Below are 16,290 nucleotides of genomic sequence, written 5' to 3'. Positions count from 1 at the left end.
GTCAGTGCTTGCATAAAGATGTGAATGTCACTCTTTCCGTGTTATACTTAAATTGAAAATACTTTTGATTTTTGAAGGCGGATATGATCTACGCTATTTTAATACTATCCAGCTTTATCGCAGCTTTTGTTTCGGGTGCCGCTGGTTTCGGTGGCGCTCTTTTACTGCTGCCAGTGGTAACTGCCTGTGTCGGCGCGGAAGTCGCCGTACCTGTGCTGACCATTGCCCAGCTAATTGGGAATCTCTCTCGTATGGCATTCGGAATAAAGCAGATCGACTGGAAATCGGTCGGATTGTTTTGCGCAACGGCGCTTCCGCTGGCTGCGCTGGGTGCGTTAGGCTTTTCTGTGCTTCCGAAAGATATGGTTACTCGCTGTATCGGCGGGGTTTTGATTATCCTTGTGTTGATTAAGGTGATTAAGAAATTGGAGTTCAAAAATGGCAAAAGGGCCATGATTATCGGTGGCGCGGCCACCGGCCTTCTGTCCGGTCTTGCCGGAAGCGGTGGGCCTATTGGAGCGGCGGCATTTCTGACCCTTGGATTGCCGCCTGTTGCCTATATTGCAAGTGAAGCCACGACTGCCACAGCAATGCACATTCTGAAAACTGTCATATACAGCAAACTGATCGGTCTTGACTTATCGGCATTACTTACAGGGCTTGCAATGGGAGCGGCAATGATAGCCGGAACCTTTGCGTCAAACCGTATTATTAAGAAAATGGAAAAGGGGAAATTTCAGATATATGTTGCCGTTTTACTCTGTGTTGTAGGCGCATATATGCTGATATTCGGAGGATAACGGATGAACCTGAAGGAGCGGGCCAAAAAGCTCAAAACAGATATTCCTGCAGTATTTATTGCCATGAAAAAGAAAGAGACTCCGATTGGAGCCAAGATAATTGCCGGATTGACAGTTACGTATGCACTGTCTCCAATTGATCTGATTCCCGACTTTATTCCTGTGCTGGGCTACATAGATGACATTATTCTGCTTCCAGCACTGGTGGCACTCACCATACGGATGATTCCATCGGATGTTTTCGACGCATGCCGCGAGGAGGCAGAAGGAATTTGGTCAGCCGGAAAGCCTAAGAGATGGTATTACGCGTTGCCAATTCTGGTAGTGTGGCTGCTGATCGTATTTTTAGTTGTTAAGGCAATATGGTTTTAGATAAATTCAGCCGGACAAGCTGTTCTCAACTTGTCCGGCTGAATTATTACATCCCCACTACACTCCAGATGTATAACGGAGCGGTCAAGGTGAACACCAGACAGGCGAAGAGAATCGCTGGCGCGGCCCATTCGAATTGTCCGTGCTTGCGATGTGGGCTAAGTGCCCAGCGCCTTACCATATTCCTATGGCAGGTTTCCGAACACTCGCCCCCGAACCGTGCTTGCACCTCTCGATGCACACGGCTCTCCACTTGTTAATTCAGTTTTCCAGAGTGTAACTTTTCGTGACAGTCTAAGCAGAGCGCCAGCGTCTTGCGGTTTCTCGCAATCATAAAGCGCTCCCAATAGCTTTTACCTTTCAGGTCTTTGAGCTTCCTGACATGGTGAATTTCAATCTCACAGTCAGTTTTGCCGCACAGCTCGCATTGCCCTGCGGACAGCCTTGCCATCAAGCTTGTTTTACTGGAATACATCACAGTTTGGGGGATAACGTCTACAACGGCATTTTTCTGCAAAGGCTTTCTTGCGAAACCCTCATTGTAAAACAGTCGTGTTTTTGTCTTTCCCTCTTTATCAGTGAAGCGTACTCCAAAGTTCTTGCCGATACGCAGTTTCTCAATCATTCTGCGCATGGTTGTGCGATATTTGGTCGCAAAGGTTTTGAACATACTGTACTGCATGATATAGCCAAAAGAGCTGGCATGAGCGGCGTTATTGGCAATACGGTAGTAATTGCGGAAGCCCCTGATTTCACTGTTGTACTGGTCAAGGATTTCGAGGTCATCGTTATCCTTGAGATAGTACCGGGCTTTCGCTTTCCAGTTGTCTTTGCCATAGACCGTTTTTTCAATGGTCATAGCACTGTATTCCAATAGCTTTTTACGCATAAGCTCCGTTGGCATTTCCAAACAGACAGTGCCGTTCAGGTGGCGGCAGAGCCGCCCTGTCTTATCCTTTTTGGTAGCGGTAGAACGCCGTACATAAATGTCATACCCCAAAAACCTTGCTCTTTTTTCGGAATGGGTTATCAGCGTTTTTTCATCTGACAGCTCTAAGATCAGCGTGTCAGCAACAAAAGCCTTTACCTGTTCCTTTATTGCGATTGCGTCCTCTTTACTGCCAATAACGCCGATAAGAAAATCATCAGCATAACGGACATATTGAAGTCGCTTAAAGCTGGTATCAAACGGGTCGGAATAAGGAATCGTCAGCTTTTTACGGTCAATCTCACGAATTTTCTCTGTGAGCACCTGCTTTTCTTCCTCTGAATTGGTGTTGCGCAATTTCTTGGCAAGCACCCCACGTTTTTTCTCCAGCTCATAGGTTTCAGGATAGACAGCACGGACAGCTCCCTTATCAAACCGCTTTTTCAGTTCCTCCATATACCTGTCCAATTTATCCAGATAGATGTTGGCAAGAATGGGGCTGATGATACCGCCCTGCGGCGTACCGCTGTAGGTGTTATGGTACTGCCAATCCTCTAAATATCCAGCCTTTAGAAACTTGCGGATAAGACGCAGAAATTTTTCATCTTTGATACGTTCCGCTAATATCCCAATCATGACTTCATGATTGATATTGTCAAAGAAGCCTTTAATATCTCCCTCAACAAACCACTTCACGCCAGTAAAACAGACCTGTGCTTGACTAAGTGCCGTATGGCAGCTATGTTTTGGGCGAAAGCCATGCGAGGTTTTCGCAAAACCGCCCTCATATACTGCTTCCAGCAGGAGCCGCACACATTCCTGTACCAGCTTATCGTCAAAAGAAGGGATTCCCAACGGACGCATTTTTCCGTTTTTCTTTGGGATATAGGTTCTTCTTGATGGTTGTGGCTGATAGCTCTCGTCCTTTAGGCTCGCAATCATGCCATCAATGCGATTCAGGCTCATTGCGTCGATGGTTTTTCCATCGGTGCCTTTTGTCATATTCCCTTGGCTGGCATAGATATTCTGATAAGCCAGCAAAAACAGCTCACGGTTATACAGATTGCGGTAGAGCCGTTCAAAGGTATACGACCTGTCACTACTGTGGTTCTGTAAACTGCTTAACATATTGATTGGATTTCTCATGGTGTATCACACACCTTCCTTTCTCTATTGTTAAGATAACAAGCTGCCGCCCTTCGCCATGTATGCGGCGTTACCGCACTCGGACTACTACGGCGGCTCCGTTGCCATGCCGAATATTCAGCGTCATCTTTCTTGGCAAAGCCTTGAAATTTATCACCACAAAGGCATTACGCATAGCCGGATTTCCGGCATTTCGGGTTAGGCAATCCCCGTTTAGCAATGTAATAATAGCGTAGATGATTGTCGGATAGCGTTTCCGTCCTTTTCTCCATACGGAGTTGAGCCACACAGAAGCTCACCCACATATACTCGACTAATGTATTGTGGCTGTGCGGTATGGCGATAGCTGTCTTTCGCCAAAGTTCCTACATAAACCTCTCGGACTGCGCTTCAGGCAGTATGGCTTTTATCCTCATATCATCTGTTTCATCTTCCCATTCAGTCGTGGGCTGACAACTGCCCAACTCATGGGTTTACCGGTGTGCTATTTTCCCCTATGAGGTTTCCCTCTCAGGTAAGCCGGTTGATGACGGGCAAATGAGCTTTTACCCGCTGGATTGCCAAGTCCAGAATTATTACATCGCCGTTACGGGCGCACAATCGAAATAAGCCGTGCCCAATTTGGCAAAGAAAAACACAGCCAGAATCAGATCAATGGCCGGGAACACGACATTGTTGACAACGGTTTTAATTTGCTGAGAAGCTGTTTTCCATGTTCCTTGAACGGCTCCGGCGACATCGCCGCTGCCAGCGGCATAAGCGGTCACACAGAACATCGAAACCATAAGTGTAACGGCGCAAAAAATAATAAAGACCTTTTTACTTTTTTTCATAAATCTATCCACCTTTCCATTTAGTTGTTAAAAGAAAAGACCGTAGGGCTTTATGCCCTGCGATCCTGTTCTTTTTCTGTTGATATTCTTCAGGGCCTAACCGGAGCTAATAGCGATAGGTAATCCTTTGATGTCATCACCGGATTTTCCCCCGCTTCACACCGTGCATGAGAGTTTCCCCTCACACGGCGTTCCATCGGGAATTTCTTCTGGTATGATAAAGCAGTTATCAACGATTGCAAGCTTCCGAAGCTGATTGAGCTTTTTAATTTGCGGTTTTGTTAAGCTGAAATGCGAGAGTAATTCAAATACCGTTGTAGGATTGTTTGCATGAATAAGCTGGTGCATCCGTTCAGAAACAATGATTAAGTTCGCATATTCATCTGTACCGCCACAGTGTTTTGGTACTATATGATGGCAGTGAACCTCATCTCTGTCCAGAATCTGTTTGCTGACCGCACATTTTCCATGCTGTGCACAGTACAGGGAAAGGCGATTATCATTAAACTCCACCGTTTTATGGCGGACAGGGTTTCTCATCAGGTAGTGCAGGATGTTTTTATCTATCCGCTCCAGCCCTTTATGAATGGCAGCCCTGCCTTCCGGCGTGTATTTATTAACGACTCTCGCTTTCATACGGGGATATTTATGAGACACATAACCGATTGGCACCAGCACTTTTGTATCATTGGTGCCGATAAACCGGATTTGTGCACTTTTTCCGTATGCCTCCTGTATGTGCTTTGGTATGGTATATTGAATTTTCCTGCTTTCCAGCCACGACTTTGTTTTCAGCCGTTCACGGAGTCTTGCTTTCAGGCTCTTGTAGATTGGAAAGGCAATTCCCCTAAAATCCTTCTGAACATGGGTAGCCATGTTGTAGTAGTTATGCACTCCGATAACGAATGAGTTATACATGGATACGGCGGTATATTGACCGTCTTTTCCGTCTGTGTGGAACTCAATATCATGTATGAGTGCGCGCGCTTTTCGGACAATCTTTTCCTTTGATTTGTCAGTGATGTGGCTTTTAACGATATATTTTGGCTCTCCGCTTGCTTTTGCGCCTCTGCGAATCAGCTTCATCTTAAAGCCCAAGAATTCGGAGTATCCCTTTTTCAGATTAACGATTTGTGATTTATCCCGATTGATTTCAAGCCCCAGACGGTGCTTAAGCCAATCCTGAACAGCATGGAACACCTTTTCCGCGTCGCCACGCTTTCTGCAAAATATGCGAAAATCATCGGCATAACGCACAATGTAGCATTCCTTCAGGTTGGTCAGATTTCTAAGCGAGCCATATCGACTGCTGTGAATCGGAGCACCGTTTGCACTAATTCCGGTGGAATATTGCCGTTTTGTAGGCATGTTTTCCCATTGGCTTGCTATCCACCAATCCAGTTCATTCAGCACGATATTTGAAAGAAGCGGGGAAATGACGCCGCCTTGAGGTGTTCCTTTTTCTGGAAATCCTATTCCGGCTACTTCTGCTTTCAGCATTGCGGATATGATTGAGAGCAGGGTTTTATCCCGTATTCCCATTGTCCACATTTGCTTGAGCAGTTTCCCATGACTGACGTTATCGAAAAATCCTTTGATGTCTATGTCAACCACAAAAGAAAGTCCGCTTAACTGCATCATTTTAACCGCCTGCGCTATGGCGTGTTCAGTGCTTCGGTTTGGGCGAAAGCCGTGACTGTTGTCGTGAAATTTGGCTTCGCATATTGGTTCCAGCACCTGCAACACGCATTGCTGTATCAGCCTGTCCATGATGGTTGGTATACCGAGCGGGCGCATTTTTGTCGGGTCATTTGGTTTCGGTATTTCTACCCTGCGCACCGGCTGGGGTTCGTACCAACTCAATTTTCGCTGGACAAGGTAAACCAGCCGTTCATCACTTAACTTGGATAGATTTTCGATTGTCCGGTTGTCTGTGCCTGCTGTCCTATTTCCTTTGTTTTTCCTGATATTGCGGTATGCCAGCTTGATATTTTCCTCCGCTGTTATCAGCGGCATAAGGTCTTTGAAAATGCGACCGTTTTTGCTGTCGGCATACAGCTTATCAAAGATTTCCTGAAGGCCGTAGTATTCAGCATGGCGTAATTTTGCCTTTTTCCTTTGCTTGCCTGTCGCTGTCATAGTCGGCTCACCTCGCTTTTAATGGCGGGCCTGCCTTTCTTAGTCTTACTCGAACCTATGATATTGTCTGCTTTTACCTTACTGTTTTTCAGAATCATTCTCGACTTGTGGCTATCCCTCCGCCGTGTTTCCACGGTTTCATAGGTACTATGCCACTGCTCTCAGCCAGATTAAATCAGGTTATACGGTGACCGCTTTCCCTGATACCGCTTCCTTACGCTGCAATGCGCTCCACGTCCTGACCTTTCTACGTTCCGATATTCCTATCCAATTTCCAATACCCTTAGGTTTTCCTTTGAGCCTGTACGTTGGACGGCACCTGTAATGCCGTAAGGACTTTCATGGGCACTATTTTACTTATCCTCACGCACACCGCATGACACGGTTACAACCTTTCGATTGTATCGACTTTTAGACCCTTTCATTCGGAAATTCGTCAGCGGGCTAACTACCCACATTCTCACCATAGGTATTGATAGACCTCCGGCATATAGACCACACCATGTACCTCTACACAGCTTTCCACAGCTTGACCTGTTTGGGCGGTTCTCTGCCGACTTCAACGGGCTTTACACATCAAATCTATTGCACGACTGATGCATACCGTAGTATCAAGGGGGCGTTTCAGGGCGTTACCCCATCATTCCACCCATCGGAATATCAGTTCTGCAAGAACTGTGTTTATTAAAACACGACCTTGCGCCTAACCTTTTCAGTTAGGAACGTATCGCACCGTGCCAGTCCGACCACAAGTTTCCACTGATCGTCACCGAATCGGTCAGATTCATACTGAGCATTCCGGCAGGCGTCCAGCAATCTTCCAGATAGGTGTACGGGGTATAGCTCCCGTCCGGCATCCAGATCGGCGTGAAATGGGTGCGCCGGTTATAGGTTGAATACCTGTTTTTCGCAAACTCAAACCTTGCGTTATACCCACCACCGGTTCTGTCCAGCAGTCTCCAATAGATTTGATACTGGAACTCCGGAAAGTACGTTATGGCGGTCTGCGCACCTGTCACCGCAGAAGATTGGTTGGTGCTGATGTTAGCGGTTGTAACCTGATTGACGCCGTATCCAGACTTCATCGTCTTTCCCGACGCGGTCGGTACCTTGGCGTCGGGCGTTATGCTCATGGATGCGGAAAGGCTTGCCGAGTAGGAGTTATAGTCAAAGTCCCACCAGCCACGGTCAACCCAATGGCCATCGTCACGCCAGTGGCCGCCGCCTTTTCCATCGCTGCACCAGTTCCAGTCGCTTTGCCAGATCCAGTTTGCATGCCATTTTGGCCGCCATACGCCCCATGAGGCCGAGGTTGTCTGCGGATTGCTCGGAACATTCGGGCGGGAATAAGAATCGTTCCGGTCATCAGCGACAGGATTTGGTGGGTCTTTCCCTGACAGATCCACAATATTGGCTGTGATCGTACCTTCGCTTGTCCTGCCACCGCCTGTCACCGATACATGGATCGTCATGGTCTGAGGAGTGGCTGGTGTTGTCCATCGTGCCCAAGCTAACTGACTGTCGCCGTTCGGATAGTAGACGTTGCCGACTGTATAAGTCCTGCCGCCAATACTAAACTGCACTGTTACAGGGTGGTCAGGATCGGACTGCCCACCGCTAACTGTAACCGAGGTTATCACTTCCGTATTGACACGGTAGGTGTAGTTGTGAGTGCTGACCTTTGGAGGCTCCGCTTCGGAAAACCGAACGATGCCAAGTCCAAGTGAGGAAATAATATCGGAATCGGAAGCAGCGGTTGTCGTTGATCCAGACCACGCCGGATAGCCGAGATCGGGGACTTCAAGAAATATGGCCAATGGCAGATTCTTATGCGTCAGGGACACCATCTTGCTGCGCAGTCCACCGCCCAGCTGCCGGTCATAGAGTGCCGCTTCGGTTGCGGTGGTGGCAATCATCACGCCTTGAAACTTATAATAGGCGATAGGTTCAATCAGCAGTTTGTATTCGCCGCTTATCAGCACGTCAAAGTTCATACCGGTAAGACCCGCAATACTGCGGATAACCTGCTCGTCAGTAAAATAGCTTTTGATTGCTTCAATATTATTGGAACCATTGGTGCTGATAATTTTGGGCAGAGCCTGTGATGGGTTTTTAAAGACATATCCACCTTTCATAGGACTAAGCGAGGCCCCACTGTTGTACTGCAATTTGCTGACTTTGCCAAAATGATAAATACCTGCTGATGGTGTCTTGTTTGTCAGATCAATCGGAGTTGTAACAACGGCATGGTCGCTGGCACGAACCACAGTGACACGCACACCTTCGTTGCCCGGTGTCCATGAATTCTGATCCGTTCCTTCTCCCATGCCGCCGCCACCACCATCCATATTACCGTCCCCGATGGCATAAGCAGGAACAGAAAACAGCGAGGAACACAGCAGAATAAGCACCAATATAATGCTGGAAAACCGTTTCATACAGCACCTCCTTTACAAAGAAAAAGCACAGCACTTTCTGCTGTGCGATTCCCTAAAATATGTTTGATTTAATTCATTTTCCCAATTTTATTTCCGTTCTCATACATGTCACCGGCGTATGAGCCTTGGTTGGCACCGCCGTCCGGTACATTATCGAAACCCGGTAGCCCGCCCTGCTGCTTGTTTTCCACCGATTTCTTTTCGGTATTCTCCGGCTTGTAGGCTGGAGCCTTGCTCTGATTGGTGGTATCACCCTGTGGTTTAGGAGTTTCCTTGGGGGCTTCCGGCTTCGACACATCCGACTGGATGGTCTGTTTTGTCCCGCTGGAAACACCGCTGCCCGACGCCTGAGAGGATGACGCGGACGGTTCGCTTGCCGGGACAGTTACATCGGGTTGATCTGTTATTTTATCGGATTCAGGTTTCACGTTTACCTCGTCTGAAACCGTGGGTGACGAGACCGCCATGTTATCCTTGGGCTTTTCAGCATGAAAATGAGAAGATATTGCAATCACGAGGGCTACGCACATTACGCCGAGTCCGGCAATGGTCAGCCATCTCTTGTTTTTATCTGATAGTTTTTTCACAACATTTGACCTCCTTTTGCACTTGCATCTGACATTTCCTTACAGCTCACACCATATCACAGAAGTTTTCCGAAGTCTATTGGAATTGCATAAGTTTCTAGAATAAAGGCATATATTTCGCCTGCACCTTGAGATTAATATGCATTGGTGGCAGCGATTTACCTCCGAAGGACACCGGAACCTCCAGCAGGATCGATGTATCGGCAAGAAAAGCCCGCGCATTTTTTGGATCGGAAGGAGCCAGCTGCGCGTTTCGAATATTTACCGACAGCCCGGAAAGCCTGAATTCCACAGCCTTTCCCGCATATTTCACATGGTACCCGTTTTCATCCCGCAGGCCGAGCGTTTTGTCAAGCCGTGTGTAAACATCGCCGTAATTAATGCTTTCACTCCACGAAGAACCGTCCGGCTTATATCCTCCCGAATATCCCTCACGGACACCTTGGTACACGCCGTCATAGTTGTCGTTTACTGTCGAAATAACGGCGGACTGTACCGCGTCCCGAACACCCGACGCGATAATCATCAGCCGCATGTACTCGGAAATCCCGCATAGGATGATGACAAGAGCGAGGGCGACAGCTACGATCAGAGGAAAAGAAGTTCCTCGCTCGTCTTTCAAAGTTTGCCTTAGCCGTTTAACCATTTTACCACCTCGCTTTCATCGCAGGCGCTGAGCTTGCCTGTTTGCGGAAGCTCAGTGTGCGAATTGAGTGCAGCGTCACGCTGCTCATTTCCAGTACACCTCGCTCTTGCCCGTGGCCTGCGCCCGTAAAGTGATGGGAAAGGAGCCGAAGCCTCCGAACAGTCCGATGTTTTTCTGTATAGATACCTTCACTGTGAATTCCTGATCAAGTTGAATTTTTCCTGTTTCCGACCATGTGACGGCGGGATCAAGCCCTGTTTTTTCTTTAAGCACCTGCGCCCTTTGGGTGGTTTCGCTGCCGACCCTGCCGCTGATCTCCGCTTCCCGGCATAGCTCCGTGGCAAAGGTGTCCAGCTGATTTTTTGCGATGTATACGGGGAACACTTTCACGGCGAGGGCGATGACCAGCATGGCGCAAAGCACCAGCACCGCCACATCGATGTATCCTTCGCCGCGTTTGTCCTTGAGCTTTTTCAGCACATCTGCACCCCCTCGGAGAAAGCGCTGCCCCGCGTTTCTTCCTGCAACGCATAGAGCTGCTCTGCGTCGCCCTTATCGGCAATCGACCAGAGAACATGGCTCATTTCCTCGTCGCGCACGGTGTTTTGTTCCTGCAGCCATTGGTCACGGACGACCTCCAGAGGGTTTTCAAACCGGAGCAGATATTCAAGGTTTTCCGCAGGAAAGTCACAGTCGCAGAGTTCGTCGTAGACCAGCTTGGCGGCGGCAATTTCCGTCGCCTGTTCGATCAGATCCGGAGCAGGTTTGCTCTGAAGTTGCCGGATATACGCCTGATAATTGGCTTCCAGCCTGTCCTGAAGTTTTTTCCTGATTTCTTTTTCCGTCATATCGGGTACCTTCTTTACATCAGATTTTTTCATCCCGCTAAAACATCCCATTCAGAGATTTCATAATTTCAAGGGCGATGATCACCAGATAGGTAAACAGGAAGCACAGCAGCATAATGAAGGAAAACACCCGGATTTTTGGAGGAATCTTCTGCGCCTCGCCCTTGAGCCTTTGCAGCTCCAGTGACTTGAAATCATGCGCCAGCATCTGAAAATAGATCGCGCCGTCATCTCCGCGAAGGACGCCGATCAGCCCGCGCACCACGTCGGACAACTGCGGCGAGTTGAGTCTTGCCTCAAATCGGGTAAGCGCCGCCTCATAGGAGGATGAGCGCATGTCGGCGGTGACAATGTCCAGTTCCTTGGCGAAAGCCGCGCCTGCGTTTTTCTTGAAGTGCTCCAGAATGGACAACACATCACGGCTGCTTTTCAGTTCCTGTTCAACGGTGGCCACAAAACGGGGCAGCTCGCTTTCAATCTGCTCCCGCTTTGCTTTGAGCTGTTCATCAGCTTTACGAATTTCTTTAAAGTAGACCAGTACCGAAAGGAACACCAGCACCGGCGAAAGCAGCGGAAACAGGAGCAGACATGGAATCACGCCGAGCAGGATCGCCCCCGCCTTGACGATTGCATAGGCTGTGTAGATTTCCGGTGTCATGGCAATGTCCGCCGCCTTGAGAACATTCTGCATCCGGCTTTTTTTGTACTCGTCCATGCGGATGATTTTTGAAAGCTTTACAGCGCCGGACATGAGATACGCTTCCACAGTCTTGGAAGCTTTTTTACTTTCCTTCCCGGCACTAAGCATAGCTTTGGCCGCACCCATGGTCGGCAACTTCAGTGCGTCGGCAAAGATGAAAAACAGCCCTGTGGCAAGCAGGACTGCGAACAAAAATAACAATGTCATCCTATCCGTCACCTCCTGTACTCAATGGGCTTGGTCAGCTTGATGACAAAGGCCGTAGAGATAAAAATCGCCGCAGCGCAGACCGCAAGGACGATCTGACCGACAGCGGTGTGCATCAGCGTTTCATACCAGCTCTTATTGAGAAAATACATCAGCGGAATATTGCCGACCACAAGGAGCGTCATAATAATAAATTCCTTTCGCGGCTCAAACACAAGGTACTCCAACTCCGAGTTGACGATCCGCATGTCTGACAGCTTGCCGACAATAGGCGTCAGAGTAGTTTTGAGGCTTCGGTCATACTGGCAGGCAGCCATAGCGTCGCACCATTCCTGAAAAACCTCGTTTTCGATCTTGGGTTTCATCGCCTTGAGCGCCGCGTCCACATCCGGGTTGATGAGCTTTATTCTCGTGAGAAAATCCCTGAATACACCCTGAACGGGCGGGTTCAGATACTGGATGTTTTCCTCCACGGCGGTAAGGATATCCTCATTTCTGAGATAGGCCGTGGTGATGATGGACAGCGCCGTTTCCAGCTCGGCGGCGATGTTCTTTTTGTAATGCGTCGCGGTGAGCCGGATGTACCAGAACGGCAGGAACATCAATCCGATTGCCAGCACCGGCACGAGGAACACATTTTGCATCAGGATGGCGATGCTCGCGCCAATAGCAAACAGCAGCAGCGAGCATGCGCATACAAGAGAGAAACGGCTGCTTCGTCCGGTTAGGACAAGAATATCCTGTGCTTCCGTAATCTCACGGCGCAAAAAGGATGGCTTTTTCCTTCTGGCTGCCTCGTTAATCTCATCTCGGATACTTCTTGGACGCTTGATCAGAAAACTGAACAGGCCGTCCGTGAATGCAATCGGCGAAATGCCAAGTAAAATAAAAGCACCGGCGATCAGGCCAATGCATGCAATCAGTTGTATGAAAGTCATCAGGCAACGCCTCCCTTCGCGAGCCGGTCAAGCACCTCCTGCGGCATACCGTTTTCAAGGAAGCGCTTTTGCAGACTGTCGGAAATCCGGCTGACCTGTTCATGGTGACCGTTGATGATGAATTTATCGCCATCAATGCGGTTCTCTGTGATGCGGAACCTGAACAAAGTGCGGAAGTTGCGGGTGCCATCAGGCAGAATCTCGCATTCCATGATTTCCATCATTTTGCGTTGTTTATTTTCAAGCTGCTTTGTGAAAACAACAATCGGGAATGCCTCGGTCACTAAGTCCATGAGGGTATCGTCGGCCATGTCGTATTTTCGTTTGCACAGGGTTACCATCCTGCGGTAGGTAGCCTCGCAGCTGTTTGAGTGGATGGTGGTCAGCACCGTATGCCCGGTTCGGGCGGCCTCCTGCGCGGAATAGGCTTCCGCGCTTCTCATTTCGCCGACGCAGATGATTTCCGGATTAAAGCGGAGCGCCATATCCAGAAGCAGATCCTGATCGATGTCCTGCTTTTCATTTTCGCTGGAGCGCGTAAGTGTATGGATGACGCTGTTTACGACCTTGCCGTCTTTTTCCCGAACCAGCGCCAGCTCACGCGAACCGTTTTCTATGGTAAAAATCCTTTTGGTGTCGGGAACTGTGGTCAGGAGCCAGCCCGCCACGGTGGTTTTGCCAGATGAAGTCGCGCCTGCCACGCACACCGAAATGCCGTATCTCAGGCATTCCGAGAGGAAATCCAGCATTTCTCCGGTTGCCGTGCCTTCCTTTACAAAATCCTCTTTTTTGAGATTCTGCGGATTGACAATACGGATGGATGCACAGACGCCGACGTCCTCATCCACAAGAGGCGTTTTCAGCACGGCGATTCGGATATTTTTAGACAGGTGTCCGAGAATGGCAGGGCTTGCGTTGTCCAGCACCATGCCGGACACATGGAGCATCCTTCGGATAACATTGACGGCATGCTCCGGCGAGTCAAAGTGTTCGTCAAGCTTCACGGTATTTCCGTTGCTGTACTGGACTTCGATGTCATTCCAGGCGTTCACGTCGATTTCTTCAATTCCTGTGCCAAAGATATATTTTGTCAGAAAGCTGAACTCGGCCATTTCGGTATAGAGGGCGTCGACAAGCTGCTGATCCGTCATGCCTTTCACAGCGACACGGTGATCCATGAGGTATTTGCCGATGTACCGTTTGACCTGTGCTTTCCCATCTTCTGTTTCTCCATCGATTATGAGAGAAGAATATTTTCCGGAGATATACTCCTGCACCTCATGCAGAACATTCCCGAAATCCTTGGTGCCGTCGCCGGGAGAAAAGAACAGACTGTGATTATCCGCAATACCTGCAGGCTGAATGCTTTGCAAAGCTTCTTTCATACGCCAAACACCTCCTTGCTGATTTTTTGAATCTCCTTCCGGAAGCCACGGCTGTCTTTGAGTGCCAACTCGCGGAACAGATCCCCGGCGAGTGCCTGATTCTCCAATTCTTCAGAATGGGGGATCTTGAACGCCACGCTGCCCAGCACCTGTTCGACGTTTTCGCTGGCCTCATTGGTTTTTATATTGCTGGCTGCCTTGTACTGCTTGTCAGCGTCCCACTTTTTGTCTTTCAACAGCGGAAGCTGGGAGGAAAGATAGCTGACGGATTTCAGGTCGCAATTCACAAGCCGCAAAACGGAATCGGCTTCCATGAGCGCCACAGCGGACAGGATGTCGTTGGCGATATAGCTGCCGCAGTCGATGATGACATAAGGCGCGATATCCCGCAGATGCTCAATTAACTCTGTCGCCAGCTCCGCGTTATACGGCGGATATGTGAACACATTCTCGCCCTTGAGCATGCCGATCATGGTCAGATAACTGATTTTCTTATGCGTGACACAGTTCTGCCGGATCAGGGAATCCGTCACATGAGTCGCCGCGAGGATGCTTCCGAGAGATTTCTCGCACTCAAGATCGGATGGAGAACAGATGCACGGCAACATGGGCGCGGTCATGTCGCACAGGAGCAGCAATACGTTTTTATGCCTGTCGGCGAGGTATTTCGCAAGCTTTACACTGACTGCGGTCTTGCCGGAGGAAGGGCTGCCCCACACGGCCAGCACCTGCACGCCTTTTTCCGGCTCTGTTTCCTTTGGCTCACAACCGGAGCTTCGGGAGAAAATACTCCCTGTTTTGAAATTGAACATATTACCTGCCTCCCTCGCCGGAAGCAGCTGCGGCAGAAGAATCACTCTTTTCATCTGCCGTTTTATCCGTGGCGGATGGATATATCCCGGCCAGAACCTTGTCCTGCGCCGCTATGAATTTGGCTGTGTTGTCCTTGCTGCCCCTGTACACAAGGGAAAGGTGCAGCTTGCCGTCCGACTCCAATTCGGCAAGAATTTTACTCTGTTCCGGCGTCGCCAGCAGAGTAACAGTGCTTGGCAAACTTTTTTCTTTGTCTGCCGATTGATCTGACGATTTATCATTATTTTTTTGCGTGTCCGTATCGTAGCCGGTGCTGGCGGTCACTCCGATCACCTGAACATACTGCAGTTCCGGAGGAATGACAGTCGCGCCCTGTTTTTTGTAATCCGGTGCGATGACCGACACAATGTCGCCGGATGCCAGCTTGCCGGACAGGCCGTTGGCAAGGTTTTTCACCGTTACGGAGATGGCCTGCTTTTCTCCGTTGAGGTTGTACAGATAGGCGTTGTCGGCGACGGGTGTGTCGGTGAGCTTGGAGTTCAGAATATAGTCGCCGACGGATAAGTCCGAGGCGGCATATTTGCCGATGACGCTGTCTTTGTTTTTCAATACATTTTCCGGCAGATTGTAACCGCCGATCTCGACAGTTTGTACCATGTCCTTGGTAATCTGATCTCCAGATTTGATGTCCTTCGTAACACGCACAATGCTTGTCTTTTGTGAGATTCCTGCGTTAAAAAGCGGTGTGACCGCAAAGCAGATCAATAGTGACAATACAATGCAGAGCACACCGAGAACCGTTCTGTTTTTGAAAAAGCTCATAGAATAATCCCTCCGTTCATGAAATAGGCGGCGATACAGCCGACCGATAAAAAAGGCGCAAGGGGGAACGCTTTCTGACGCTCCCTCTTGCGCAGTCTTTGTATGATGGTATAAAAGAAATAGAAAAGAAGCAGGGCGGTGAGGCCGATCACCATAGCCGCCAAGCCTCTTTGAAAACCGAGGACAATCCCTGACGCCGCCGTCAGCTTGATATCTCCGCCGCCCATGCCGCCCCACAGGAGGGCGGCGAGCAGAAGCGGCAGAGCTGTAAGCATGCCGAACAGCTTCACCGGTTGAAAACCGATCAGGCCAGTCATAGCAATCAGCAGACAGACAGTATCGGGAATCATCCTTTTTCTGATGTCAAAGATGGATGCCGTGAGAAGCAGGATAATGAAAAGACCGCCCTGAAACAGGAGCGGCAAATTACCGAGGCTAATGCAATTAGCCTGCATAGTTGAACATATCCTTAATGCGCTGCGTGAGTGTAGGCAGGATCGTTTTCCCAAACAGGGCATAAAGTCCCGCGAGGATCAGTGCGCCAATTACGACTGCCATTAAAATTTTAATGGCAGTATCCACAAAACCCTCGGCCTCTCTTGAACTCAACACGGACTGAACCTTTAGCATTTTACCGATCATTTGATTTCTAACCTTGACAGCGAATTCTTTCATTGCGATTACCTCC

Annotated in this window: 16 protein-coding genes and 2 pseudogenes; 2 read left to right on the top strand and 16 right to left on the bottom strand. The window is 49.1% G+C overall.

Going from position 1 to position 16,290, the window contains the following annotated elements; genetic code table 11:
• Window positions 1-83: 83 nt before the first annotated feature.
• Window positions 84-800, top strand: a complete 717-nt coding sequence (locus C1A10_RS01880) for a sulfite exporter TauE/SafE family protein (RefSeq protein WP_101908605.1) — start codon at window positions 84-86, stop codon at window positions 798-800.
• A gap of 3 nt (window positions 801-803) precedes the next feature.
• Window positions 804-1,172, top strand: a complete 369-nt coding sequence (locus C1A10_RS01875; protein WP_101908604.1) for a YkvA family protein — start codon at window positions 804-806, stop codon at window positions 1,170-1,172.
• Between the two features lie 46 nt (window positions 1,173-1,218).
• Here the strand turns inward: C1A10_RS01875 and C1A10_RS01870 are convergent.
• The 16 genes and pseudogenes from C1A10_RS01870 to C1A10_RS01795 form a co-directional block, all read right to left on the bottom strand.
• Window positions 1,219-1,326: pseudogene (locus C1A10_RS01870) on the bottom strand (DUF3852 family protein); the annotation flags it as partial.
• 102 nt (window positions 1,327-1,428) lie between these two features.
• Complete coding sequence (locus C1A10_RS01865; protein ID WP_101908603.1) at window positions 1,429-3,246, bottom strand: reverse transcriptase domain-containing protein; 1,818 nt, start codon at window positions 3,244-3,246, stop codon at window positions 1,429-1,431.
• A 599-nt stretch (window positions 3,247-3,845) separates the two neighbouring features.
• A pseudogene (locus tag C1A10_RS01860) lies at window positions 3,846-4,079 on the bottom strand (DUF3852 family protein); the annotation flags it as partial.
• 156 nt (window positions 4,080-4,235) lie between these two features.
• Window positions 4,236-6,218: a group II intron reverse transcriptase/maturase gene (gene ltrA / locus C1A10_RS01855; protein ID WP_101908601.1), complete on the bottom strand. Its 1,983-nt coding sequence runs from the start codon at window positions 6,216-6,218 to the stop codon at window positions 4,236-4,238.
• Between the two features lie 716 nt (window positions 6,219-6,934).
• A complete protein-coding gene (locus C1A10_RS01850; RefSeq protein ID WP_101908600.1) occupies window positions 6,935-8,656 on the bottom strand; it encodes a DUF8193 domain-containing protein in 1,722 nt (573 codons plus the stop codon).
• Window positions 8,657-8,724: 68 nt separating this feature from the next.
• Window positions 8,725-9,243, bottom strand: coding sequence for a DUF6550 family protein (locus C1A10_RS01845; protein WP_242968802.1), 519 nt, complete (start codon window positions 9,241-9,243; stop codon window positions 8,725-8,727).
• A 97-nt stretch (window positions 9,244-9,340) separates the two neighbouring features.
• Window positions 9,341-9,889 (bottom strand): TadE/TadG family type IV pilus assembly protein, encoded by a 549-nt coding sequence (locus tag C1A10_RS01840; RefSeq protein WP_101908599.1) that lies wholly within the window; start codon window positions 9,887-9,889, stop codon window positions 9,341-9,343.
• 84 nt (window positions 9,890-9,973) lie between these two features.
• Window positions 9,974-10,369: a DUF4320 family protein gene (locus C1A10_RS01835; protein ID WP_101908598.1), complete on the bottom strand. Its 396-nt coding sequence runs from the start codon at window positions 10,367-10,369 to the stop codon at window positions 9,974-9,976.
• Window positions 10,363-10,770 (bottom strand): DUF3848 domain-containing protein, encoded by a 408-nt coding sequence (locus C1A10_RS01830; RefSeq protein WP_242968801.1) that lies wholly within the window; start codon window positions 10,768-10,770, stop codon window positions 10,363-10,365. Before C1A10_RS01830 ends, C1A10_RS01835 begins: the two co-directional genes overlap by 7 nt.
• A gap of 4 nt (window positions 10,771-10,774) precedes the next feature.
• Window positions 10,775-11,644, bottom strand: coding sequence for a secretion protein F (locus C1A10_RS01825; RefSeq protein ID WP_101908597.1), 870 nt, complete (start codon window positions 11,642-11,644; stop codon window positions 10,775-10,777).
• An 8-nt stretch (window positions 11,645-11,652) separates the two neighbouring features.
• Window positions 11,653-12,582 (bottom strand): type II secretion system F family protein, encoded by a 930-nt coding sequence (locus C1A10_RS01820; protein ID WP_101908596.1) that lies wholly within the window; start codon window positions 12,580-12,582, stop codon window positions 11,653-11,655.
• The gene (locus tag C1A10_RS01815) at window positions 12,582-13,967 is read right to left on the bottom strand and encodes a CpaF/VirB11 family protein (RefSeq protein WP_101908595.1); all 1,386 of its coding nucleotides are present in this window, start codon (window positions 13,965-13,967) and stop codon (window positions 12,582-12,584) included. Before C1A10_RS01815 ends, C1A10_RS01820 begins: the two co-directional genes overlap by 1 nt.
• Window positions 13,964-14,779, bottom strand: coding sequence for an AAA family ATPase (locus C1A10_RS01810; RefSeq protein ID WP_101908594.1), 816 nt, complete (start codon window positions 14,777-14,779; stop codon window positions 13,964-13,966). Before C1A10_RS01810 ends, C1A10_RS01815 begins: the two co-directional genes overlap by 4 nt.
• Window position 14,780: 1 nt before the next feature.
• Entirely contained in the window at window positions 14,781-15,602 is an 822-nt protein-coding gene (gene cpaB / locus C1A10_RS01805) for a Flp pilus assembly protein CpaB (protein WP_101908593.1), read from the bottom strand.
• Entirely contained in the window at window positions 15,599-16,057 is a 459-nt protein-coding gene (locus C1A10_RS01800) for a prepilin peptidase (protein ID WP_101908592.1), read from the bottom strand. The genes cpaB and C1A10_RS01800 overlap by 4 nt, the downstream gene beginning before the upstream one ends.
• Window positions 16,047-16,277, bottom strand: coding sequence for a DUF6133 family protein (locus C1A10_RS01795; protein WP_101908591.1), 231 nt, complete (start codon window positions 16,275-16,277; stop codon window positions 16,047-16,049). The genes C1A10_RS01800 and C1A10_RS01795 overlap by 11 nt, the downstream gene beginning before the upstream one ends.
• Between the last annotated feature and the right edge of the window lie 13 nt (window positions 16,278-16,290).

It is taken from the genome of Marasmitruncus massiliensis (assembly GCF_900186535.1).
GTDB lineage: Bacteria > Bacillota > Clostridia > Oscillospirales > Ruminococcaceae > Anaerotruncus > Anaerotruncus massiliensis_A.
The sequence above is the reverse complement of the archived record's forward strand: the minus strand, read 5'-3'. Positions and strand labels throughout refer to the sequence as shown.